The 1,213-nt window shown below is 29.1% G+C and carries 1 protein-coding gene; it reads right to left on the bottom strand.

The window, feature by feature from the left end:
* Positions 1-944, bottom strand: a 944-nt coding sequence (locus tag CAMP5053_RS08125) for a cache domain-containing protein (protein ID WP_337217634.1), incomplete at its 3' end; no start/stop codon positions are given.
* Positions 945-1,213 lie beyond the last annotated feature (269 nt).

Here is a 1,213-nt window from a genome sequence, read left to right on the forward strand (position 1 = left end):
AAGTTGTAATTAATCATAAATCTTATAATTACAAGAGCTACTGCTAAACTTATAGTACCTATGATAATTTGCTTAATTAAAGCTTGATTTACAGGATCATTATAAATTTTTTCATCTGCTATAACACAAACATTATAACCTGTTGAAGATTCTTGACAAATTACAGCTTTGCGAGGTGTATTACCATCTTTTATCAGCATAGGTTCTTTTGAGAGTTCTCCTGCTTTTCCTTCTGTAGTTGCAAGATATGTTTTTGCAATTTCTTGGCTTAAGCTATTTTTTGTCAGAAGTGCTTCAGAGGATTCATGAAATAAAATTGTCCCATCATCGTCTAAAACTACGGTATAGCCACTTTGAGATCTTCCCATAGCTAATACATTATCCGAAAAAGTATTTAAATCATAATTTCCACCAACTGCACCTATAAATTTTCCATTTACAACTATAGGATAAGAAAAAGATAAAGAAGGGGCTTTTAAGCTAGGAGCAATGTATGGTTTTGATATAACAACTTTATCTTCTCCAGATGCAACATTTGTATACCAGCTTCTAGTTCTTGGATCATAACCATCAGATGGCATTTGATGATTGCCGTTTGAACGTATCATTGCACCATTTTTAGCAAGACCTACATATAAAACATCAAATCGACTTGCTTCTTTTGCGGTTCTAACTATGGTATAAATTTCCTCCAAACTTGCATTAGGATTTTTTTGGATTTCAGATGCTACAGCCTTTATAGCATCGCTTCTTGAGGCAGTGTAATCATCGAAATTTTTTAATACATCTTGTATTGTTTTTACTTGAATATCATTGATGAGTTTTTGCACATCATGCTTTACTTCAGAATAGTTAAAGGCATTTGCTATAAGTAAAATCGCGATAATAGCTAAAAAAACAAAGAAAGTTAATTTTCCTGTTAAACTTTGTGTAAGATTTTTCATTAAAACATCCTTGTAAAAAGATTATTATGATTATGGGAGTTGAATTATCTTATATTATTTTTAATAAAAAATTGTAATATTTAAATATGAAAAAATTATTTTTTAATAAAAAAATTATGAAAAATAATAAGAAATAAAATATATAGCATTTTGGATATTAAAATTAATACAAGCCAAACTTCTAAAAGTCTGGCTTAGTGTTAAAACTTCTTCTTCCTAGCATCCTCTAAGATATCATTAGCTATTTGATTTACATTGTCTGCAACTAT

The sequence above is a fragment of the Campylobacter sp. S4:11 genome (assembly GCF_024723695.1).
In the GTDB taxonomy this organism is placed as follows: domain Bacteria; phylum Campylobacterota; class Campylobacteria; order Campylobacterales; family Campylobacteraceae; genus Campylobacter_D; species Campylobacter_D jejuni_C.